This window comes from Chitinophagales bacterium (genome assembly GCA_041392475.1).
Lineage (GTDB): Bacteria > Bacteroidota > Bacteroidia > Chitinophagales > UBA2359 > JAUHXA01.
The window spans coordinates 245,259-265,992 of sequence record JAWKLZ010000003.1 but is presented as its reverse complement, the minus strand read 5'-3'; the positions used below and the strand labels follow the sequence as shown (position 1 = coordinate 265,992).

The window sequence follows — 20,734 nt, the reverse complement described above, 5'->3', positions numbered from 1 at the left end:
AGTTGCATAAAAGTTAAATTAATTTATAAAAATCAACAATTTTAACGTGCTTATCTTGAACGAGTAAAATCCCATACCTCCACAACTCCTATTAAGTACTCGCAAAAATTTGGGATTCAAATATGATTCTACAATATTCTAATCTACTGTCACTTTTTCATTCGCTTCATCAATCAACTCCTTATCGTAATTGTCCAAATAAATACCTGTCACCTTATTGCCGTATTCATGCCCTAAAGCTTCTGCTATCAAATCTTTGGAGTAGCCCAATTTCTTGGCAATGTTTGCCCATGAGTATCGTGCGTAATAGGTGGTTAGTTGTTCTTTGAAATCAAGCATTACTGCAATTTTTCTCAGGTGTCTGCTATTGACATTCTTCACCGCTTCTTTGGCTACCTTCACTTGCTTTTCCAAATCTCCACTGTATTTACTCGATATGATAGGTAGTAGAAAGGAGGAATTGACTTCATGGTATTTGTCGAATAATAGTTTTGCTTGGGGGAGGAGCTTTACACTGTATATCTTGCCTGTTTTAGCTCGTTTGTAGATAATTCTATCCTTGTGGAGGTTCTCTATGGTTAGGAAAGCCAAGTCTCTAAAATTGATGCCTATGAGGTAGAAGGACAACATAAAGTAATCTCTGGCTCTACTGATAGCCGTATCGGGAGCTAAGTCCAACCCTTCAATTAACTGAATTTGCTCTTTGCTCAAAGCCCTATTAACAGTTTTCTCCGTTCTGATTCTATACTCGTCAAATGGATACAAATTTCTATCTACTATCCCTGCTTTGATGGCTCGATTGTAGATGGCTCTAATGGCTTTGAAGTAAGCTGCTACAGAATTGACTTTTAAACCTCCGCCTAATAGGTTTGCTTCCCATTCACACAGAAAATTATAGTCTATTTCTTCAAACGAAAACGCTTCTTTACCACCTACATATTCCTTTAGTTTGACAATACCATTTGTGTAAGACTGAGCATTGCCTATTCGTTTGGCTTGTTTCATCTGTTGGATGATGTCGTCAGCGAAGGAGAATACGGTAGTAGGTATTTCAGGTTCTTGTTCGGTGAATAGGTTCTTGATGTCGTTCAGGGTGTAGTTAGGATTACTTCTCTCCAATTCTAATAGTTGTGTTTCTACTTGGGTGTAAGTGTCTCTAATCTTGAGATTTAGGAGTTTTGCATTGGGATATTGTCGCTTTACACGCTCTTTAGAAGCATCCCAATATTTCTCCAAAATATAGATGTCAATAGGGTAATACCAAGACTTTCGGTGATGGGTTACTCTGATTTTAACCAAATACTTGCCATCTTTCTTGGTTTTTCTGGTATCTAATACCACTTTTAAAGTTGCCATAAACTGTTGTAATAAGTTTACAGCTAAATGTTTAGGTTAATACTTTGGTACAAACATGGTACAAACATTTGCTTGATTTAGCCTTGAATTCTCTCTACTATACTTTCTTTAAAACTTATCATAAGCAAAATAGAAACTGTACTTCAAAGCCTCTAAACAATTGTCATACAGCTATATAAAAGAAAAACGCTACCCTTACTTAAAAGAATAGCGTCATAAATCTTGTGGAGAATAGCGGAGTCGAACCGCTGACCTTTTGACTGCCAGTCAAACGCTCTAGCCAACTGAGCTAATCCCCCAGCATTTTTTTGGTGGCGTAAATTTAGGAAATAATTTTTAGATTCTGCAAGAGTAAACCCAAACAAGTAAAATAAAGTTCCTATCATTCAAATAGAATTCCTTGAGGCAAGTTGCTTCCGTTTTGAAGATGGTCTTTTGTAGTATAAAAAATAGACGAATGGTGAACAGAATGTCATTTTTTGCATTGATTGTTGGAGTTTGTTCACCTAAGATGCATATTATTCCAAACACAAACAAAAAATATTATGACCCAGTTGTTATCACTTATTGTTATACTGACCATTGTACATTCTTTCACCCTTTTTGACTTCCACAAAAATAGCTCCTTGAACAACTGGAAGGTTGTAGATGATGTGGTGATGGGAGGGCGATCTTCAGGTGAATTTTACTTAAATTCAGAAGGAAATGGTGTCTTTGAGGGAGCTGTTTCGCTGGAAAACAATGGAGGATTTTCTTCTCTTCGATACAATTTCAATACTGCAGAAATAGCAACTTACAGCAAAGTTTGTCTTCACCTAAAAGGAGATGGTAAAGAATATCAATTTAGGGTAAAAACTCAATCCAATGACTATCAGTCCTATGTCACCAGTTTTGAAACTTCTGGAGAGTGGCAGGTCATCGAAATTTTATTGAAGGATTTGCAGCCTACTTTTAGGGGGAGAAAATTGGATATGCCCAACTTTTCGGCAGAATCTATGGAAGAGATTGGTTTTTTGATTGGAAATAAAAAGGCAGAAGACTTCAAATTGGAAATTGACAAAATTGAATTGAAGTAAGGACGATGGCGTATTGAAAAACGCTGATTTGAAGAAAATAATTTCACAAAATTTTACAAACCAATTATTTAAATCCCAAAAAGACTTGATTTTTCTATATCAATAATATTGAAATGGTTAAAAATTACTGAAATTTGGTAGAAAACCCACTGGATAAAACAATAAAAAACACCCCTAATGTTTCAGCAAATCGCAAATAAAATGACCTTGAATCCAAGGAGAATGTTCTTAATAGACGGTTTTGGAGCATTGTTATCCGCTTTGTTATTGGGAGTGGTTTTGGTAAGATTTGAAAATTACTTTGGAATGTCTCCAAAAGCACTGTATCGTCTATGCCTTATCGCATGTGTTTTTGCAGCTTATGACTTTAGCTGTTATGTGCGAAATACAGAAAATTGGAGACCTTACTTAAAAGCTATTGCTATTGCAAATCTCATATATTGCTGTTTTTCAATTGGCTTGGTATTTTACCATTATCAAAATTTAACCAATTTAGGCCTCACTTATTTTTTGCTCGAACTTGCAGTTGTCATGAGTCTAATAAGTATCGAACTAAAAGTAGCCTCTAAATAAGGAGAGTCAGTTGCATAAAATTAAGATTATGAAGAAATGAGCTACAAAATCTTTTGAATTCCCACCTTCAAAACCTAATTTTGAAACCAAATATTCAAACAGATGAACACAATTAAACACATCTTTTTAGCTTGTATTATTTTGACAATGAGTGCTTGTGCAAATGATTCGACCAACAATTCGCCTGCAAAAGAAAACTCTGCCAATACTCCGACCGATACGAAGTCAACGCCTATTCAAACTGCAAAAGCTACTTACCAAGCATTTCACTCCAAAGTCAAACCCTACACCCTCTACATTCCTATAGGATGGACGGTGAAAGCACACAACAAGTCAGGTGCGTTGGACGCAAAAGCTCCTGAAAAAACTGATACCATTGACTATCAGGCAACCATACTATTGAATATGCGAAAAGCTCGAATGGCCTACAACGAAGAGTCCAAAAAAATGGAGGTACAGCCGATGGATTTGAGCGAAAATGCCAAAGAATACATGGAAGGATTGCAGCGAAATTTTGATGAAATGAATGTCAGTCCAATAGAGGATACAAAAGTAGGTGACGAAATCGGCAAAGTTTTCACCTATACCTATCTCAAAGAAGATGAGTTTGTAAATCGAATAAAAGCAGCAACCTATATTTTCCAGCACAATTCAGAAACCTATATCCTTACCTTCAAAGAAGAGGCTAAAAACTTTGAAGCAATGCAGCCAATCTTTGAAGAGATAAAAAACAGTTTTCAATTTAAATCAACCAATTGATTATCAGCGAATTTTATAATCACCCGTCATCAAAATATCCTACACAATGATTCCTGCAAACGAAACATTCAACGGTACTTTCCCCTTCGCTCCCCACTTCTTTGAAGGTTTGGGCTTCAAGATGCACTACGTTGACGAGGGCGAAGGCGAACCCATTTTGTGCCTTCACGGACAACCTACTTGGAGTTATATCTACCGAAATTTCATTCCTCCTCTTTCCAAAACCCACAGAGTCATTGCGCCAGACTATATGGGCTATGGCAAAAGCGAAACCCCTACTGATGGCAAATACAACTTCCAAACCCATGTCGAAAATTTAGCTGCTTTGATAGACCATTTGGATCTCCAAAACATCACCATCGTCTGCCAAGATTGGGGTGGTCCGATTGCAGGAGCTTGCACGATTCGACATCCCGAACGGGTCAAAAGACTGTGTTTGATGAATACGATGTTTGGCTACGGGACTGCAGTGAGAGATATACCAAAGCCTGAAAAACAGATTTCCAAATTGCAGGATTCACAGTGGTTTCAATGGGTTCTGAAAACATACAATGATGGCACGTACTACGAAATCATGAAACATTTGGGCAACCATGTTTTGAGCAACATGAAGAAACTCAATTTTACCAATTCCGCAGCCGTCACACCTGATTGGATTCGAGCCTATTCTCTACCCTTCGCAACGCCCGAAGAAACGATTGCCGCCATTGAATTTCCTTTAGATGCTGCCTTGAATCGTATCAAAGATTACGCCGTTGCAGGTATCAAAACGGGCAACCTCTCCAAAGTAAGGGCGATTCCTGCAATGCTTGCCGAAGGATTGGAAGACAAAGCCATGCCTCCTGCAGTAGTGATGGACGATTTCAAGCGTTTGTTTCCAAATGGTCCCATCGTCACTTTGGACAATGTAGGACATTTCTGCCAAGAGGATGCACCCCAGACTTTGGTGGCATTGATACAACAGTTCATACAAATGACATAGGACGGTAATTAGCTGATTAGTAATGGCAAAAAATTGAAACTTCCAACAATCTGATTTAGAGGTGGTTTTTTCATTTTAATTCTTTATTTAGTGTCTGTTTATTGGTTTCTTGATACGATTGAAGTAAACTCATGTAGCTCCTATTTTTAACATCTTCGGAGGGGAATAAAAATTAGGAATTTTCACAATTTTAGTTTAACTTTACATTTCAAAGTATTTTCTTTTTAAACTCATCTTTGTATATGAAAGATATTATTGATCAAATGGACAAGGCTTTTGACAGTCGAGTAAGAATCGCTATCATGTCATTGTTATTGGTACATGAATGGATGGATTTCAATGCTTTAAAGGAAAGATTGGGCGTAACTGACGGCAATTTGGCAAGCCACACGGCTTCTCTCGAAAACAAACAGTTCATTGTGGTGCAGAAGAAGTTTGTGGGAAAACGCCCAAACACTTCCTACAAGGCAACAGAACATGGAAGAATAGCTTTTGGAGAGTATATCCTTGCGTTGAAGAAGTTGTTGGAAGTGAAGGGATAATGGGTAAAATGTATTCCGTTCAAAAAAAACGCCACATGACCAACAAAATCAAAGAACCTTGGATTGAGGCAGGCTATGGTATATTTTCGAAAGAAGGGCCTAAAGGTTTGAAGGTAGAAGTCATTGCCCGAAAAGTACAAAAAAGCAAATCTTCTTTTTACCACCATTTCGCAGACCTTGAAGTGTTTACAGAATTGCTTTTGGCCCATCACCTTCAAAGAACCAAAATCATGGCAGAAAGGGAAGCTTTGTGCAAAAATGTGGATCCAGAACTGATTCAAGTGCTTTTGGACTTCAAGCAAGACTTGTTTTTTAGCCGTCAATTGAGGGTCAATAGATCGGTTGAAATCTTCAAAGAGTGTTTGGAAAAGGCAAACCAACAAGTGGGAAGCGCATTTTTGGGGGTATGGGCGAGAGATATTGGGCTACAAGGCAAAAATGGTTTGGCAAGCACGGTTTTGGATTTTACTACAGAAAATTTCTACCTACAATTGACCGAAGAAAACTTCAATTACGGTTGGTTATCCAACTATTTCAAAGAAATCAAACAAATGGTTGGCAGTATTAAAAGGTAAGCTTTCCTCTCGAATGTACGGCAACGTCTAAAATAAACAAGGTGATTTGACCAATTTTGCTTTTGCTTGAAAAATTTAGGTTTAAAATAAAATCACAAAAATGAAAAATTCTCAGACACCACTGTTCGTTGTACTTGGAGCGATTTTTTGGTTTGCAGCCGCCATGACCATTCGATTGTTGGGAGCAACTGTCTTTTCAGCCAACAATCCCTACTTGATAGGAATGTTTGTTTTGGCTTTCCCAATTACCTGCCTATTTATTTTCATCACCATGAAGGTCGCCAAAATCAAATCATCTGAGCTGTTGGTTCCCGCAGCAATCATGACCTATAGTGCTACTTTCTTAGATGCAATCGCCTTGGCTTGGTTTGGAGAACTGTATGGTGAAACGCTCGAAATCAGACTCTACGGTGCTACTTGGATATTGTGGGGCGTAGGTATCGGATTGCTGTTGGCTCATTTTTTATCGAAAAAATAGAACTATGAAACTATTTAGACTTTGGACGAAAGATTAAAGACATACTGCTTATTATCAAATAGAAATAATGACAACAATAGAACTACTTCAAATCTTACAACCAATTGTCCATTACAGCCTACATTTTCTTTTTCCAGGTCTTATTGCATGGATATTTTTTAGGGAAGAATGGAAAAAAGCATGGTGGATAATGATTTTAACCATGTTGGTAGATTTAGATCATCTGGCAGCCGATCCAATTTTTGACCCTAGAAGATGCAGTATCGGATTTCATTTTTTACATTCCTACGCTGCAATTGCAGGTTATTGTGTTATGGCATTTTTTCCCAAATTGAGAATAATTGCAATTGGGTTGCTTTTCCACATGTTCACGGATTTTCAGGACTGTCTTTGGATGGAGGATTAAAGTTAATTTTGTGTGCTTTATCACAGTAATTTTACCAAAATAAGATATTTTCAAATTCCTTTTGGGCAAGAACTATGTCAACATTTCGATTACTTTTGGTTATTTTTTTTCTAAGCATCGGAGTATATACCATTTATGTAGGTATTCACCACGGCATAGATTTATTCTCCGTTTTTCTTGACAACATAGCAGCAATGAATTGGTCAGGACAGTTCAATTTAGATTTTACGAGCTATCTCGTACTCTCGGGAGTATGGCTGGCATGGAGGCATCATTTCTCCCCCAAAGGACTCATATTGGGACTGATAGGAACATTCGCAGGAATGATGTTTCTTGCTCCTTACCTTCTTGTGGCGAGTTTTGAAGCAAAGGGGGATATGAAAGAGGTATTTATGGGAAGTGTTAGAGCAAAAAATTAGCCTAAAATCTGGCTTCAATCAACAAATCACCGAGGCAAAGTAAAATAGAATGTGCTCCCCTGATTGATAGTGCTTTTTACACCAATTTCACCACCATACAATTGGACGATTTTTTCGCAAATTGCCAATCCAATTCCTGTGCCTTCATAGTTTTCTTTGTCAAGTCGGTGGAAAATATTGAAAATTTTTTGTTGATTTTCGGGTTCTATACCGATTCCATTGTCTTTGATTTCAAAACGGTAGTAGTGGTTTCCAATAGTTTTGGTGATTCGTATAAGCGTTGCCACGTTTTTTCGATTGAATTGCAGGGCATTACTCAAGATGTTTTGAAGTAACAAAACCAAATGCCGCTTGGCTATTTTCAATTTTTGTGGCATATTACCCAAAATAATTTTAGCCTCGCTCATTTTTATTTTTTCACTCAAAATCTCCTCTACCTCTTGCATTGCCTCGTTCATTGAAGTCACTTCTATAGATAACAATACTTCTTTGTTGAGCATTGCATAGACCAACAAATCTTCCAAAAGTCTATTCATATACGTAGTGCTTTGTTCAATGTGCGCCAAAAAATTCTGTGCAACAGGCTCTAATTGATGGCGATAGCTTTCATTCAGTAGTCTGGCTACTCCACTGAGATTGCACAAAGGTTCTTTGAGGTCATGGGCAACGATATAGGCGTATTGCTTCAACTGCTTGTTTTGAATACTCAGTTCTTGGGTGCGTTGTTCCACCATTTTTTCCAGTTGAACATTCATTTTTTCAACATCTCGTTTACGCTCCAAAGCCAATTCTTTTTTCTCCAAAGCCAACTTTTGCAGTTCGATTTCCTTCTCTTTTTGAGCCGTTTCATAAGTCACTTGTAGCTTTGCGATAGAGTTTGCCTTGTCTTCATTGTATTGTTGGTCTTTCACCTCCAATAGTTTCTTGTAGTATATGACCGCTTTTTCAAATTCTTTCAAACCTTCATAACATTGTGTAAATATTTGGTAAATCATCACCAATGAAGAATTCAATTCTTTTTCAATCGCAAATTTCTCGGATTCAATTACATACTTCAATGCTTCTTCATACCGCCCCATATCAATATACAGGATAGCAAGGTTATTGAGGGTGAATATCTCATTTGTTTTGACACCCAATTTTTGCCGAATCACCAATGCTTTATGACTGTATTCCAGTGCTTTTTCAAATTCATTTGTTTTACTGTATATCATTGACATATTGGTAAGCCCAAGAGCTTCCTGTTCGGATTCGGGAACAAGGCTTTGGTAGATGTCCAATACTTGCTGAAAATACTGCAAAGCTCGATTATAATCCTTCAAATGTGCATAGACAGATCCAATATTGGTAAGGCTTCCTGCTATGTGCAATTTGCTGCCATATTCTTTTCGTTTTTCCAAGCCCTTGTGCAAAAAATGCAGCGCTTTTTGGCGGTTTCCCTGGATGGAATAAATAATGCCGATGTTGTTGTAAAAATGTCCAGCAAGTTCAGGGGTTTCAAATTTTTCAACTATCTCCAAACCTTCAAAAAAATACTTCAACGCCTCATCATATTTACCCTGCTCCTTGAGTATTGAACCTAATAAATTGAAACTGTTCCCAATACCTTGTTCATGATGGATTTTTTTGCTCAACCTAAGCGCATCCTCAATAAAACTCAGTGCTTCTTGAAAGTTGCCTTTGAAATACTCTAAAACAGCAAAACTATTCACTGAATCCACAATTCCCTCCTGATTGTTGAGTTGCTCATAAATCGATTTTGCCTTCTCTAAGTCTTTTGCAGTATTGACGTAATTGCCAATCAATTGAAAATATTTGGCTCGTTGTCTGTATAAAGTCGCTAAGCTTTCTTGATCCTTCAATTCTTTTGCTAAACTAAACGCCTGTTGAATAGACACATAAGCTGTCTGAGGGTCACTCGAAATTTCGGATTGAACGACATTCAATAATTGAAGGAGATGATTTTTCTTTTCTTGGAGTATTGAAGAAGTGGATTTTTTAGAATCATGGATTGAGTTACTCATATATTACAAAAATGGGTTGATGGTCTTAATTATAGTGTGTATGCAATTGTTTTTATGGTTTCTTCTACGATAAAATAATCTATTGGTTTTCGCTCACCAAAGACTATGCGATTGCATTGCCAATGCAAAACTAAATTGGTATCTTCCAAGAAAGCTCCAAAACCAAGAAACAACTCTTTTGGGCATTGATTACCACTTTTGGATTGAAGCACAATCAGCATAGTTTGGGCCTGATTCAGAATGTGTTGGGGGTGGATGATTTGTTTGGGTGAATGTTCGAGAACATAGCCTGCCCCAATGGTCGAATCGGGGAACTCTTAGATGTAAAAGAACTTTTCTGCAATGTATTTTGGATCCACCGTTGATGCGTCAAGCGAGTAAGTTCCTTTTCATCTTTCAGTTCTTGTTCAAACCCTCCCCACCGCTCGCTCCCACAAAATACAAAGGCAAAAACTTCAACCTCTGCTCCCGTATCTCTCCAAAACGAGCATCCGAAAAAATAATTCCCTCTTCACAATTGGGATATTCTTTCAACAATAAATGGAGACTTCGCAAGCGACCTACCGCACTGTTTTTCACTTCAATAGGAACAATCTTTCCCTCCTTCGCCATCAAATAATCAATTTCTGCATTGCTGCTTTTGGCATCTCTCGCCCAATAAAACAACCCCTCCTGTCCATTCGCCAACAATTCTTGTCCTACAAACTGCTCTGCAAGCGCACCTTTGAACATCGTCAACAATTGATTCTTGCGATACTCAACCGCAAGCGATAGCCCACTCAAACGAGCAAGCAAGCCAATATCCAACAAAATAGCTTTGAACTTTTTCTCCGAAACATTTGCCGCCAATGGCAAACCCGCAGGTGAAGTAGCTCGAACCTTGTGAATCACTCGGGCAGTTGTCAATAAGTCAAATGCCTTTTTATTCGTTGTGCCTGAAAAACTCTCCGATAAACGAGTATATTTGATTTGTTGCCCCACATTTCCCGCCACCGAAAACAGCACATCATTCAAACAACGCTTGTCTGAAAAAGGAGCATATTTAGAAAAATCTTGTCGATAAGTCTCAATCAAATCTGTCTGAACCTGTTGAACATCTGCCATTTTTCCAGTATGGACAAAAGTTTGCACACATTCGGGCATTCCTCCAATGAAAAAATACTGCTTCAATTCTTTTTGCAGCAAATTGTGGGCAAATTCGGCTTGCTCCACAGGTGGGTTTTCTACAATCTCTGCAAGGCGTTCTTTGCCCGTTGCCTTCAAAAATTCCGCAAAACTCATCGGGTACATGTTCATCATCTGAGCCCTACCCACAGGAAAAGGAATGTCCTCCAATGCAAACTCCAAAAGCGAACCTGCTGCAATAATATGCAAGTCTGGAATTTGCTCATAAAAATAACGCAAAGCACTAATGGCTTTTGGACAGGCTTGGATTTCGTCCAAAAAGAGCAAATCTCTGCCCACTTCAATACGAGTATTGAGCGCAATTTCCAATTCACCCAAAATTCTGACCACATCTAAATTCTTCTCAAAAATAGAATGCCAATCCACTCTTTTCTCCAAATTGATAATATGGACTTGTCCTTCAAAAAATTCCTTGCCAAAGGCACTAATGGACCAAGATTTTCCAACTTGTCGAGCACCTCTTACAATCAAGGGTTTTCGATTGTACTGGTTTTTCCAAGCTAGCAATTTGGAGGTAATATTTCGCTGCATATTTTGCTTTTTGACAAAAATACGTATTAAGTTTGAGAAACACAAGGGTAATTCTCTACTCAACCTTTAGAAATACAAGGGTAATTCTGGATTTTGCTTCAATAAACGAAAATAAGTCGCTGAATCTACCTCCAAAATCATACATTCAGCGACCTATTTTTTGGATAAGCTGCTAAATTTACCTATTTTTACATAGATTCAGCAACCTATCAAACCAATTATATGCAAACAGCACTATTCGGTAGAGAACAAGAAAAGCGAAAACTGCAAAAAGCTTTAACCTCCAATGAGCCTGAAATGATAGCCGTAATAGGCAGAAGGCGGGTAGGTAAAACCTTTTTGATTCGTTCGGTTTATGAAGGTCACATTGATTTTGAAGTGACAGGCGCACTGAAAGCTCCAAAAGAAGAACAGCTACTCAACTTTGTATTTGAACTCACCAAAGCCTCCAAAAATTTGCTCCCTGTCAAAACACCTGCAAATTGGATGGAAGCCTTTATCCTCCTGATTCAATACCTCGAACTCCAACAAAAAACCAAATCCGAAAAACAAGTTGTTTTTTTTGATGAACTACCGTGGTTATCTACTCCAAAATCAGGCTTCCTCCGAGCTTTGGGTTTCTTTTGGAACAGTTGGGCATCACGCCAAAATATTGTAGTTGTAATATGTGGTTCGGCCGCTTCTTGGATGATACAAAAAGTGGTCAACAACACAGGAGGACTCTACAACCGTATCACCCAACGCATTTATTTAGAGCCTTTTAACCTATCTGACACAGAAGCCTACCTCCAAAGCCGTCACCACAATTTCAACCGCTACCAAATCGTTCAGCTCTACATGGCAATTGGAGGAATTCCGCATTATTTGAAGGAAATTGAAGTGGGTAAAAGTGCGATTCAAAACATTGAGCAAATTTGCTTTTCCAAAGATGGCTTGCTCCGAAATGAATTTCCACGTTTGTATCCCTCTTTGTTTGCCAATGCCGAAAAACACATTGCGGTCATTCGGGCTTTGGCGACCAAACGACAAGGATTGACCCGCAATCAAATTGTCGATATCAGCAAACTCTCGAATGGTGGAGGGCTGACCAAAGTACTGGAAGAATTGTACCACTCTGGATTTATCTCTTTTTACCATCCTTTCGGCAAAAAGAAAAAGGAAAAACTCTACCGTTTGACAGATGAATATTCTTTGTTTTACCTCCAATTTATGGAAGACAACCTGCAAGAAGAAACAGGTGTTTGGCAACGATTGAGTCAAACACAGACCTACAAAACTTGGAGTGGCTACGCTTTCGAGAATCTATGCCTCAAAAACTTAGCGGCTATCAAAAAAGCCTTGGGCATTTCGGGTGTCTATTCCCAATCTTCTGCTTTCTACAAAAAGGGAACTAAAAGCGAAAAAGGTACACAAATCGACCTTTTGATTGACCGAAACGACCAAGTCATCAACCTTTGTGAAATCAAGTTTTACAACACTGAATTTACCCTCACCAAAGACTATGCGGCTGCATTGCGAAACAAAATGGGCGTTTTCCAAGCGTCCACCAAAACAAACAAACAACTCTTCTGGACATTGATTACTACTTTTGGATTGAAGCACAATCAGCATAGTTTGGGGCTGATTCAGAATGTGTTGACGGTGGATGATTTGTTTGGGTGAGGTTTGGAGAACAAGAACTCTTAGATGCAAAAGAACTTTTCTGTACTATTTTTTGGAGTTCAGTATGATACGCCAAATGAGTAAGTTCCTTTCCTATCTAGCAGTTCTTGTTCAAAAATTTCATGCAATTGGAATCCAAATAAGAACAAATTGGGTTTAGAATATAGAATTTGTAAACACAACATTTTTAGTATGCTAACAACAAACGACCTTAAAGTAAATATCATTGATTTGGTAACAAAAATGAATGATTGGGAAAAATTGCACCTTATTTACAAGAATATAGAAGCAGTGAATACTCCAAAACGAAAGCTAAGTTTGGAGGATGGAGTTGTTCAAATTAGGAAAAATGTGAGTTTCGAAGATTTGGCAAAAGAACAGAGTTACCAGCCAATTACTTACCAAGAATTTAGGAGTAAGGCGGATGAAATAGATTGGGGATATACCTTGGATGAATTGCTTGCTGAATTGTAAATTATAGATTGCAGCTACCGCAAGTGCTTTTGACCTAACTTTAATCACAACTGATAAGGATTTCACCCATTTGAAAGATACGTTTATAAAGTTAGAGTACGTGGACATTCAAGAAATAAGAGCAATGATAAAATAATTTCAAAGCCAACAAAGCAGCCAACAATTTGTCTTGTTCAGATAGGAATTCCCGTCTTTTCAGCCGCCATACTACAAATTACTCCCTTGCCTTTTTGCGCTTCTTCGGTAGTTGAATCTGCTGGAATCATTGCAAAATCAGCAATTTCTTCATCGGTGTATTTTTCTTTTAGTTGGAGGTATATTTTATGGTAGTCAGTCATTTTTCAATCAATTCCTTGGATTTCTCTTTCCTCCAATAGAAACCAAAGTTAGTTCTTCGTTGTTTTAAATAAAGCAATTCATATTTGAAGATACCAAAGGAAATTTACATAAAATATGGCAAAAGACCTATATCACGATATTGTACGTCTTGCTCTTGAAAAAGAGGATTGGGTGATTACAGACGACCCTTATAAACTCAAATTTGAAGGAGTCACCTATGACATTGATTTGGGAGCAGAGAAAATCATTGCAGCCGAGAAAGAAAATGTAAAAATTGCGGTGGAAATCAAAACCTTTGGAGGTCCCGTTTTGGTGACGAATTTTCATGCAGCCGTAGGAAAATACTTGAATTACCACATTGGTTTGATGGAAAGAGAACCCGATAGAATCCTTTATTTAGCCGTTCCAATTGTTCCCTATCGGCGATTTTTCTTGTTGCCAATCATCCAAAAAACCATCGCTTTCTACAAAATCAAATTGATTGTTTACAATCCTTACAAACAAACGATAGACCAATGGATAGAATAACAAATTACCAACAAATCATTACAGGCATTTTAGAGGAAGAAGCTCCCATAAAAGCAGTCAATATGCCAACTATAGAAAATATCGTCATTGCAGATACCGTTCGGAATCACTTCATGTTGTACAGCATCGGTTGGACAGAAGAAAAGGACGATTTCATTCATTCCTGCAATGTGCATTTTGACATCATTGACGGAAAAATATGGCTGCAAGCCAATTGGACAGAGATTGATTTTGCAGAACGTTTGGTGGAAAGAGGTGTTCCCAAATCGGATATTGTGATTGGTTTTCAGCCCACGGAATTGCGCCCTGCAACGGGGTATGCGGTAGGGTGATTTGCGCTTCTTTCTCTATCACAGCAAAGAATTTAGTATGGGTGCAATATGGGTTTGTCCCCTGTAAAACTGACTTGTCCTAGAATAAGCTTACAAAAAATTAGGACAAAATGCAAAAAAAAAGTAAATTGGTAAAAAATTACCGCAAGTACTCCGAGAATTTAAAACGCAAAGTAGCACAAGATTATTTATCGGGCAAATTTAGCTACTCCATGGGAGCAGAGCTATACGGCTTGCCGAATAAAGATGTGGTCAAGGAGTTCGTAAAATGGTATCGCAAAAAAGGAGATATGAGCATATTAACTCCAAAGCCTATGGATATAAAAGAATCGCAAACTGTAAAAAGTCTTCAATCTCGGATAGAGGAATTGGAGAAAAAACTATCATTGAGTCAGCTAAAAATAGAGAGCTTAGAAACGATGGTAGATATAGCAGAACAAGAATTTGGGTTGGAAATCAAAAAAAAGTTTGGTGCCGAACAGTCTGTGAATTAAGGTTTTTATATCCTAATCATAGCCTAAGTGTGCTATGTGGATTGTTCGGTAAAAGTCGTTAAGCGTGGTATGATCGTCATCGTTATATGAGCCGTTTAGCCTTGGAGGAAGAAATTATCTTAAAGAGTGTGAAGGATTTACGAGTCAAAGTAAAGGGAATGGGAGGTCGCAAATTATTCCACCGCCTTCAAGAGGATGGAATATTTCACAAACATGCGATAAAAATGGGTCGAGATAAGTTCTTTAATTTATTGGGGGAAAATAATTTGTTGGACTTATTCATACAAGCCGACATCCAAATGAGGTTAAAAAGTTGCGGACGAATAAGTACAATCAGTAAACTTCCCTCCAATAACAGGTTAACAAACAAATCTCACTACAGCATCGCTACATTACCACTACCAAACTCCTACATCACCACTACTTCACTTCTCTAAATTCCCAAAAAAAATCCCTTTTTACCTTATCTTGCAGAAAAAATACAAACAAAACAAATCCCATGATTTCCAACTACTTCAAAACCCTCATCCTCCTACTTTTAACAACAATTCTCACCGCCCAAAACGTCCCCATAGGAAGCGGCAGCTACACCACCCAATTCCCAGGAACGGACGAAGCAGGGCGAAACGGCTATCCATCGGGTTCGCCGATGACCACAGGCATCGCAGCCACCAAACCCGCTCCGACCAACGATTGGTGGTCAGCCAAAATCAAAAACAACCACGCCGACAACCTATTCAACTATCCTTATACCCTCAAAACCATCAATCAAGGACTCATCACCGCCTACATTCCGTGGGGAGTCATTGGAGATGCCCACCCCATCACCGTAGGCGTGACAGGATTGAACGCCAATGCAGCATTGGTATCCGACTTTTCAGATTGGACAGTCACCATGGATTGGAGCGATGCCAACCACCAATTTCAAGCCACCGCAGGAATTGGCATGACCTTTTTGTACTTCACCAAAGGCTCGGACGATGTTGCCCAAATTGAAGTGAGGTCAGGTTCGGTCAATATTGACAATGAAAAATTGGTGATTACAGACGCAATCAGCGGAGCAGATTTTGCAGTCTATGCACCGATGGGTAGCACTTGGACCCAAAGCGGAAACAACTATACTTCTTCACTCAACGGCGAAAATTATTGGTCCATGGCATTTCTCCCACAAAGTGCCACCAATGTCCAAGCTGTTGCAGCAGAATACCAAAAATACGCCTACGTTTTCCCAACAAACACCACAACGACTTGGAATTACAACGAAACGACTTCCGTAGTCCGAACCGATTTTGTGGTCGAAACGGAGGTCAAAGAAGGCAACAACAACAAAATGCTGATGGGATTGCTGCCCCACCAATGGGCAAATTTGGCGGCAGATTCGCCCAACCCAAGCGGCTATTCTTACCCCACCGTTCGGGGCGAAATGAAGACCTTGCAGGGAAACAGCTTTAGCATTGAAAACACTTTTTACGGCATTTTGCCCACTCTGCCCTACCTCGACAATTACAGCGAAGGATTCAACCCACAAAATTTGAACGAAAAAGTGCAATTGTTGGAAAATGATGGACTTGCCACTTGGACGGATTCTTACAATGAAGGGCAGGTGATGAACCGCTTGATTCAAACGGCTCGCATTGCCGACTTGATGGGCAATACCACTGCAAGGGATAAAATGGTGAACACCGTACAAGAACGATTGGAGGATTGGCTCGATGCCAACGCCAACGAGGTCGCTTTTTTGTTCTATTACAACGATACATGGTCTGCCCTCTTGGGTTATCCCGCAGGGCACGGTCAAGACAACAACATCAACGACCACCATTTTCATTGGGGTTATTTCATTCACGCTGCATCGTTTATGGAGCAAATGAAACCAGGATGGGCGAGTCAATGGGGTGAAATGATTGACCTTTTGGTGCGAGATGCCGCTTCCGACAATCGAGACGATGCGCTTTTCCCTTTCTTGCGAAATTTCAGCCCCTACGCAGGGCATTGTTGGGCGAACGGTTTTGCATCTTTTCCGCAGGGCAACGACCAAGAATCCACCTCCGAAAGTATGCAGTTCAATTCCTCCCTCATTCATTGGGGGGCGATTACGGGCAACGATGCCATCCGAGATTTGGGCATTTACCTCTACACCACCGAACAGACCGCAATTGAGGAATATTGGTTAGACATACATAAGCGCAATTTTGCACCTACTCAACAATACAGTTTGGTATCGAGGGTGTGGGGCAATAGCTACGACAACGGCACTTTTTGGACAGCTGATATTGCCGCTTCCTATGGCATTGAGCTTTATCCGATACATGGTGGTTCACTCTATTTGGGACATCACACTGATTATGTATCAACGCTTTGGAACGAGATTGCAGCCAATACAGGCATTCTCAACAATGAAGCCAACCCCAATCTATGGCACGATGTCTATTGGGAATATTTGGCATTTATTGACCCTGCAAAAGCCATCGAGCTCTACGATTCTTATCCCGACCGTGAACTCAAATTTGGCATTTCGGATGCCCAAACCTATCATTGGCTACACGCCATGAATGTCTTGGGAAATGTAGATGTGACTGTCACTGCAAACGCTCCCATTGCAGCAGTCTTCAATAAAAACGGTGAAAAAACCTATGTGGCTCACAATTACCAAAACGAGGCTGCAAGTGTCACATTTTCTGATGGTTACGTTTTGCAGGTTCCTGCAATGAGCATGGCAACGAGCAAAGACGTGGCACTCAGTGGCATGCTTACCTCCAATTTTGATCGAGCCTATCCAGGTGGCAGCGTCGAATTGACCCTTGCAGTGATGGGAGAAACGGCGGATAAGGTGGAATTTTACGATGGTGGAAATCTAATAGGCGAAGTATTGGCTTTTCCCTATACCTTCAAAGCTGCAAATTTGACGCTTGGAAGACACAGCCTCTACGCAAAGATGTACAAGGGCGAAAGTTTTGCAGTCAGCAATTTGGTGTCGGTCATGGTGGGCGAACAAGTGCCTTATTTGAGCAATGTCATCCAAATTCCAGGCTCTTTTGCAGCAGCGCATTACGACAAATACGAAGGCGGAATCGGACAGGGTATTTCGTACAGCGATGTGTCGGTTGGCAACAATGGCGATTTTAGAGTGGACGAATATGTGGATGCAATCGAAGACATGGCAGAAGGCAACATAGTGGGCTGGATTTCAGGCGGAGAATGGTTGGAATACACCATTGAAGTGCAAGAAGCAGGGTTGTATTCACTCGATTTTCGCTATGCTTGCGGCAATCAAAGTGGCGGAGGCCCTTTTCAGATGGAATTGGATGGTGAAAAAATCGGTCCTGCCATTAGCGTCACCTACACAGGCAATTGGGAAACGTGGCGAGACAAAAACGTTCAAAACATTCCCTTCAAAGGCGGCAGACAGGTTTTGCGTTTGTTTTTTGAAAATGGAGAAATGAACCTCGGAAACCTCACCTTCAATTATGAAGCACCCCTCGGCTACAGTCAGCCCATTGCCAACGCTGGAGCAGACCAAATCGTGGTCTTGCCCGAAACGACTGCAATCTTGGACGGCAGTCAAAGCACTGAACCCGAAGGTGCAGCTTTGTCCTATACTTGGACGCAAATCTATGGCGCTTCCAATTTGGTTTTTTCCGACTTCAATGCGGAACAACCTACGATTTCCAACTTAGAGGAAGGTGTTTATTTAATCAAATTGAGGGTCGATAACGGCAGCTATTCGGATGAAGATGAGGTTTATATCTTGTCAAGTTCGGGTGAAAATACTGCTCCGCAAGTGTCCATCACCTCTCCCACAAACGGTGCAACATACCTCGATGGAAAAACCGTCACCATCACTGCAACGGCTTCCGATTTGGGAGGTAGCATCGAAAAAGTGGAGTTTTTGGTCGACAATGCCCTTATCGGAACTTCAAACGAAACGCCCTACTCCGTGGATTGGACGGCAAGCATCGGCACGTACAGCCTGACCGCCATCGCCTACGACAATGAAGGCAGTTCGACCACCTCACAAACGGTGAATGTCACCATCAACCCCGCCCCTTCTTGCAGTGGCACTTCCCACAATGGCGATTTCGACTACGAATTTTCGCCAGACAACAACAACCCTACATTGACCTTCATTCCTTCTGCTCCAAATGTCGGCAACCCAACCTGCATCCTCTACTATGGCACCAATGCGAGTAGTTTGCCAGGCTACGGTGTCACGCCAAATGTGCCTTTCCGACTCACCGCAAGCGAAGGCACGACCATCCATTTCTACTATACCTACTCTTATCCTGGTGAGGTGGAACGCAACAATGCCGCCAACAAAGACAGCTATGTGATAGGGACTTGTATAACCGTAGGTGTTGAGGAACATGACCATTCTCTTTCTATCAACTACTATCCGAATCCTGTTAGGCATACTTTGACTTTGGAATTGCCTGCTGTTCAGGGCGAAAGTGAGGTGGTGGTGTATGATTTGACGGGGAAAAAGGTGGCGGAGTTTGTGGCTTTGACGGAACGGTTTGAGGTGGATATGAGTGGGTTTGAGAGTGGGGTTTACTTTTTTAGGGTTCGGAATGATGAGGGATTTAGGGTGGTTAGGTAGAGTGAAAATCATACGAACAATATTTTTTCTTTATAAGAACTATTCGGAGCTATCTGATGTTGCTTAATTACTTTTAATAGGAAGTACTTTATTAAAAAATAATTAATTAAAGGGTATGTTTTTTGTAATTAGCAATAAAAATCTATTTCTTTGCTACCAATAAAATAATAAATAAGATATGTTTGGATTTCCCAAAATTTCTAAGCCTATAGGATATGGTTTTAAGCGTAATTTCATTAAATCCGCAACTTTTCAAATTAAATTTGAAAAGAATAATCAAATCTTAGACTTTAAAGATAAACTTGATGATTTATTTAAGGATATAATGCCCTTAAGCAAAGAAATTAATGAAACGAAGGTAGATTTTAAGTTTGAAGATAAAACTCCAATAATATTGAAAAGTAGTAATACTCAAAGAGGGTTCGAATATAAAGATAAAAATGGATTTCAGATTATTAATATCACTGTAGATGCTTTGACATATATCGTAACAGGAGAATACTATTCAAATTTTCACAATATTTACAATGACATTAGAGGGAAAATTATTAGTTTTATAGATATATCTAATATTGAAGAATTAAAAAGGATATCTATAAGAAAAGTAAATATTATGGAGTTTCAATCTGAAGATTCTACAGTGGCATGTGATTTTTTACCACTCATCTTTAACAAAGAAATCGTAAAAAGTTCTTTAAATTTTCCGAATTGCAGCAATATTAATTCAAGTATTTCTAATTTGCGTTTATTAAAAAACCAATATCAGCTAAACTTAGGCTATGGAATGCTTCCGTATAATCTGTCAAGCCGAAAACAACAAGCTTTGATAGATATTGATTTACTATATTCCAATTCGAATATTCCTATTGAGGAACTTGAAAAACATTTCATCATTATAAACGATGAAATATTTAATATTTTTAATTGGGTTCTTAGTGACGAAATTATTGAATCCATAAAACAGTAATTATATGCCATATAATAATGAAGATATTTATCAATTTATTGAGAGAGAAAATTTAATTGAAACCCCCACAATTGAATTACCTATTTTAACAGACCAAGCAAAAATATCTATTCCTTTAAAGTTAGGTATGTTAGCGATGTGCTTATTTGCGAATGATGTAATAGTAACCAAACAAAGTAAAATTCCATATGAAATAATAGAGCCTATTAACCAATCAGATAGTTATAAAAGTATTATTAAATATGAAGGTGCAGATATGGAATATTGGTCAGATATTCATACAGCCATATCTGTGACACATGAATTCGAAGAATCATTAGTAGAAGATGATGTACCGATTGAAGATTTAATAGAACTAAATAATATTTATATGGAGAAAATGACTCCATACTACAATAAAAGAAAACGAAGACTTGTAATTTAATACATATATAA

Annotated in this window: 22 protein-coding genes and 1 tRNA gene; 18 read left to right on the top strand and 5 right to left on the bottom strand. The window is 39.1% G+C overall.

The genetic code is table 11. From position 1 onward, the window contains the following. Positions 1-138: 138 nt before the first annotated feature. Entirely contained in the window at positions 139-1,356 is a 1,218-nt protein-coding gene (locus R3E32_24075; GenBank protein MEZ4887829.1) for a site-specific integrase, read from the bottom strand. Between the two features lie 225 nt (positions 1,357-1,581). Further along, positions 1,582-1,655 (bottom strand) — tRNA-Ala (locus R3E32_24070). Positions 1,656-1,901: 246 nt separating this feature from the next. Between R3E32_24070 and R3E32_24065 the strand changes: the two genes are divergently transcribed. The 9 genes from R3E32_24065 to R3E32_24025 all read left to right on the top strand — a co-directional run bounded on the left by R3E32_24065 (position 1,902) and on the right by R3E32_24025 (position 7,166). Next, positions 1,902-2,432, top strand: a complete 531-nt coding sequence (locus R3E32_24065) for a CIA30 family protein (protein ID MEZ4887828.1) — start codon at positions 1,902-1,904, stop codon at positions 2,430-2,432. 177 nt (positions 2,433-2,609) lie between these two features. Then, complete coding sequence (locus R3E32_24060; GenBank protein ID MEZ4887827.1) at positions 2,610-3,005, top strand: hypothetical protein; 396 nt, start codon at positions 2,610-2,612, stop codon at positions 3,003-3,005. Between the two features lie 102 nt (positions 3,006-3,107). Continuing rightward, positions 3,108-3,764, top strand: coding sequence for a hypothetical protein (locus tag R3E32_24055; protein MEZ4887826.1), 657 nt, complete (start codon positions 3,108-3,110; stop codon positions 3,762-3,764). Between the two features lie 46 nt (positions 3,765-3,810). Then, positions 3,811-4,746 carry an alpha/beta fold hydrolase gene (locus R3E32_24050; protein ID MEZ4887825.1) on the top strand — a complete coding sequence of 312 codons (936 nt, stop codon included), beginning with the start codon at positions 3,811-3,813 and terminating at the stop codon, positions 4,744-4,746. A gap of 242 nt (positions 4,747-4,988) precedes the next feature. After that, positions 4,989-5,288, top strand: coding sequence for a transcriptional regulator (locus R3E32_24045; protein MEZ4887824.1), 300 nt, complete (start codon positions 4,989-4,991; stop codon positions 5,286-5,288). A gap of 35 nt (positions 5,289-5,323) precedes the next feature. Continuing rightward, positions 5,324-5,863, top strand: a complete 540-nt coding sequence (locus tag R3E32_24040) for a TetR/AcrR family transcriptional regulator (protein ID MEZ4887823.1) — start codon at positions 5,324-5,326, stop codon at positions 5,861-5,863. A 100-nt stretch (positions 5,864-5,963) separates the two neighbouring features. Next, positions 5,964-6,341 (top strand): DUF5367 family protein, encoded by a 378-nt coding sequence (locus R3E32_24035; GenBank protein ID MEZ4887822.1) that lies wholly within the window; start codon positions 5,964-5,966, stop codon positions 6,339-6,341. A gap of 67 nt (positions 6,342-6,408) precedes the next feature. Then, positions 6,409-6,747, top strand: a complete 339-nt coding sequence (locus R3E32_24030; protein ID MEZ4887821.1) for a DUF6122 family protein — start codon at positions 6,409-6,411, stop codon at positions 6,745-6,747. Positions 6,748-6,821: 74 nt separating this feature from the next. After that, positions 6,822-7,166 (top strand): hypothetical protein, encoded by a 345-nt coding sequence (locus tag R3E32_24025; GenBank protein MEZ4887820.1) that lies wholly within the window; start codon positions 6,822-6,824, stop codon positions 7,164-7,166. 26 nt (positions 7,167-7,192) lie between these two features. On the opposite strand, the gene R3E32_24020 is transcribed toward R3E32_24025, so the two are convergent. Further along, on the bottom strand, positions 7,193-9,190 hold the full coding sequence (locus R3E32_24020; protein MEZ4887819.1) for a tetratricopeptide repeat protein: 1,998 nt from the start codon (positions 9,188-9,190) through the stop codon (positions 7,193-7,195). Positions 9,191-9,586: 396 nt separating this feature from the next. Continuing rightward, entirely contained in the window at positions 9,587-10,906 is a 1,320-nt protein-coding gene (locus R3E32_24015; GenBank protein MEZ4887818.1) for an ATP-binding protein, read from the bottom strand. 222 nt (positions 10,907-11,128) lie between these two features. On the opposite strand from R3E32_24015, the gene R3E32_24010 reads away from it, so the two are divergent. Beyond that, a complete protein-coding gene (locus tag R3E32_24010; protein MEZ4887817.1) occupies positions 11,129-12,568 on the top strand; it encodes an ATP-binding protein in 1,440 nt (479 codons plus the stop codon). 192 nt (positions 12,569-12,760) lie between these two features. After that, positions 12,761-13,042, top strand: a complete 282-nt coding sequence (locus R3E32_24005) for a hypothetical protein (protein ID MEZ4887816.1) — start codon at positions 12,761-12,763, stop codon at positions 13,040-13,042. A 173-nt stretch (positions 13,043-13,215) separates the two neighbouring features. On the opposite strand, the gene R3E32_24000 is transcribed toward R3E32_24005, so the two are convergent. Then, a complete protein-coding gene (locus tag R3E32_24000) occupies positions 13,216-13,380 on the bottom strand; it encodes a hypothetical protein (protein ID MEZ4887815.1) in 165 nt (54 codons plus the stop codon). 115 nt (positions 13,381-13,495) lie between these two features. On the opposite strand from R3E32_24000, the gene R3E32_23995 reads away from it, so the two are divergent. The 7 genes from R3E32_23995 (at position 13,496) to R3E32_23965 (ending at position 20,723) form a co-directional block, all read left to right on the top strand. Next, positions 13,496-13,909 carry an element excision factor XisH family protein gene (locus R3E32_23995; protein MEZ4887814.1) on the top strand — a complete coding sequence of 138 codons (414 nt, stop codon included), beginning with the start codon at positions 13,496-13,498 and terminating at the stop codon, positions 13,907-13,909. Then, positions 13,897-14,241, top strand: coding sequence for a XisI protein (locus R3E32_23990; GenBank protein MEZ4887813.1), 345 nt, complete (start codon positions 13,897-13,899; stop codon positions 14,239-14,241). Before R3E32_23995 ends, R3E32_23990 begins: the two co-directional genes overlap by 13 nt. 110 nt (positions 14,242-14,351) lie before the next feature. Further along, positions 14,352-14,735, top strand: a complete 384-nt coding sequence (locus tag R3E32_23985; GenBank protein ID MEZ4887812.1) for a transposase — start codon at positions 14,352-14,354, stop codon at positions 14,733-14,735. An 86-nt stretch (positions 14,736-14,821) separates the two neighbouring features. Continuing rightward, the gene (locus R3E32_23980; GenBank protein ID MEZ4887811.1) at positions 14,822-15,172 is read left to right on the top strand and encodes a hypothetical protein; all 351 of its coding nucleotides are present in this window, start codon (positions 14,822-14,824) and stop codon (positions 15,170-15,172) included. Between the two features lie 62 nt (positions 15,173-15,234). Then, the gene (locus R3E32_23975; GenBank protein MEZ4887810.1) at positions 15,235-19,332 is read left to right on the top strand and encodes a glycosyl hydrolase; all 4,098 of its coding nucleotides are present in this window, start codon (positions 15,235-15,237) and stop codon (positions 19,330-19,332) included. Between the two features lie 178 nt (positions 19,333-19,510). Continuing rightward, positions 19,511-20,299 (top strand): TIGR04255 family protein, encoded by a 789-nt coding sequence (locus tag R3E32_23970; GenBank protein MEZ4887809.1) that lies wholly within the window; start codon positions 19,511-19,513, stop codon positions 20,297-20,299. A gap of 4 nt (positions 20,300-20,303) precedes the next feature. After that, positions 20,304-20,723: a hypothetical protein gene (locus R3E32_23965; protein ID MEZ4887808.1), complete on the top strand. Its 420-nt coding sequence runs from the start codon at positions 20,304-20,306 to the stop codon at positions 20,721-20,723. The last annotated feature ends 11 nt before the right edge of the window (positions 20,724-20,734 follow it).

Excerpts from the sequence above, each read along its gene's own strand:
- R3E32_24075 (MEZ4887829.1), bottom strand. The coding sequence starts at position 1,356 with ATGGCAACTTTAAAAGTGGTATTAGATACCAGAAAAACCAAGAAAGAT.
- R3E32_24000 (MEZ4887815.1), bottom strand. The coding sequence starts at position 13,380 with ATGACTGACTACCATAAAATATACCTCCAACTAAAAGAAAAATACACC.
- R3E32_23995 (MEZ4887814.1), top strand. The coding sequence starts at position 13,496 with ATGGCAAAAGACCTATATCACGATATTGTACGTCTTGCTCTTGAAAAA.
- R3E32_23985 (MEZ4887812.1), top strand. The coding sequence starts at position 14,352 with ATGCAAAAAAAAAGTAAATTGGTAAAAAATTACCGCAAGTACTCCGAG.
- R3E32_23965 (MEZ4887808.1), top strand. The coding sequence starts at position 20,304 with ATGCCATATAATAATGAAGATATTTATCAATTTATTGAGAGAGAAAAT.
- R3E32_24045 (MEZ4887824.1), top strand. The coding sequence starts at position 4,989 with ATGAAAGATATTATTGATCAAATGGACAAGGCTTTTGACAGTCGAGTA.
- R3E32_24040 (MEZ4887823.1), top strand. The coding sequence starts at position 5,324 with ATGACCAACAAAATCAAAGAACCTTGGATTGAGGCAGGCTATGGTATA.
- R3E32_23990 (MEZ4887813.1), top strand. The coding sequence starts at position 13,897 with ATGGATAGAATAACAAATTACCAACAAATCATTACAGGCATTTTAGAG.
- R3E32_23980 (MEZ4887811.1), top strand. The coding sequence starts at position 14,822 with ATGAGCCGTTTAGCCTTGGAGGAAGAAATTATCTTAAAGAGTGTGAAG.
- R3E32_24025 (MEZ4887820.1), top strand. The coding sequence starts at position 6,822 with ATGTCAACATTTCGATTACTTTTGGTTATTTTTTTTCTAAGCATCGGA.
- R3E32_24065 (MEZ4887828.1), top strand. The coding sequence starts at position 1,902 with ATGACCCAGTTGTTATCACTTATTGTTATACTGACCATTGTACATTCT.
- R3E32_24035 (MEZ4887822.1), top strand. The coding sequence starts at position 5,964 with ATGAAAAATTCTCAGACACCACTGTTCGTTGTACTTGGAGCGATTTTT.
- R3E32_24060 (MEZ4887827.1), top strand. The coding sequence starts at position 2,610 with ATGTTTCAGCAAATCGCAAATAAAATGACCTTGAATCCAAGGAGAATG.
- R3E32_24005 (MEZ4887816.1), top strand. The coding sequence starts at position 12,761 with ATGCTAACAACAAACGACCTTAAAGTAAATATCATTGATTTGGTAACA.
- R3E32_24050 (MEZ4887825.1), top strand. The coding sequence starts at position 3,811 with ATGATTCCTGCAAACGAAACATTCAACGGTACTTTCCCCTTCGCTCCC.
- R3E32_24020 (MEZ4887819.1), bottom strand. The coding sequence starts at position 9,190 with ATGAGTAACTCAATCCATGATTCTAAAAAATCCACTTCTTCAATACTC.
- R3E32_23970 (MEZ4887809.1), top strand. The coding sequence starts at position 19,511 with ATGTTTGGATTTCCCAAAATTTCTAAGCCTATAGGATATGGTTTTAAG.
- R3E32_24015 (MEZ4887818.1), bottom strand. The coding sequence starts at position 10,906 with ATGCAGCGAAATATTACCTCCAAATTGCTAGCTTGGAAAAACCAGTAC.
- R3E32_24030 (MEZ4887821.1), top strand. The coding sequence starts at position 6,409 with ATGACAACAATAGAACTACTTCAAATCTTACAACCAATTGTCCATTAC.
- R3E32_23975 (MEZ4887810.1), top strand. The coding sequence starts at position 15,235 with ATGATTTCCAACTACTTCAAAACCCTCATCCTCCTACTTTTAACAACA.
- R3E32_24010 (MEZ4887817.1), top strand. The coding sequence starts at position 11,129 with ATGCAAACAGCACTATTCGGTAGAGAACAAGAAAAGCGAAAACTGCAA.
- R3E32_24055 (MEZ4887826.1), top strand. The coding sequence starts at position 3,108 with ATGAACACAATTAAACACATCTTTTTAGCTTGTATTATTTTGACAATG.